This window comes from Neisseria sp. P0021.S007 (genome assembly GCF_051956855.1).
This window is the reverse complement of sequence record NZ_JBQCXA010000351.1, coordinates 1-794: the sequence shown is the minus strand read 5'-3', so window position 1 is coordinate 794 and position 794 is coordinate 1. Positions and strand designations below refer to the sequence as shown.

Genomic DNA, 794 nt, shown 5'->3' with positions numbered 1-794 from the left:
TTGTGGATCAAGGCGATATTGCCGACAGACGCGGTTCGCTCAATATCGACGACGAAGGCAACGAAACCCGCCGCACCGTATTGATTGAAGACGGTATTTTGGTCGGCTATATGCAGGACGAAACCAACGCCCGCTTGATGGGTACGCAATCGACCGGCAACGGTCGCCCCGAAAGTTACGCTTCTGCGCCTATGCCGCGCATGACCAATACCTTTATGGAAAACGGCGGCTATGAGCCGGAAGAAATCATCGCGTCCATCGACAAGGGCATTTATGCCGTCAATTTCGGCGGCGGACAAGTGGACATTACCAGCGGCAAGTTCGTGTTCAGCGCATCCGAAGCGTGGTGGGTGGAAGGCGGCAAGCTGCAATATCCTGTCAAAGGCGCGACCATCATCGGCAACGGCCCCGAAGTGCTGAAACATGTTTCCATGATAGGCAACGACACTGCGCTCGACAGCGGTATCGGCGTCTGCGGCAAAGAAGGGCAGAGTGTTCCTGTCGGCGTCGGACAACCGACCCTGAGGATTGATGCCGGACTGACCGTCGGCGGTAGCGAAATTTAAACGGCAGGCCGTCTGAAAGGTTTCAGACGGCCTTTTACATTAGGATAAAACCATGCAGGAACAGAATCGGAAATCAAGTTTTCTCATAGTGATGTTGCTGGTGTCGGTTGCCCTGTGGATCGCGTCTTTGTCCAATGTTGCATTTTATTTGGGCAATCATGAAAGCATGAAGGGTTTGACCGTTTTGATTTTGGGGTCGATATTTGCTTCTTTGGACATCAGATATTG

The 794-nt window shown here is 52.5% G+C and carries 1 protein-coding gene; it reads left to right on the top strand.

Going from position 1 to position 794, the window contains the following annotated elements:
* On the top strand, positions 1–566 hold a 566-nt coding region (locus tag ACTHUR_RS13285), incomplete at its 5' end, for a metallopeptidase TldD-related protein (protein ID WP_440398996.1).
* Positions 567–794: the final 228 nt, after the last annotated feature.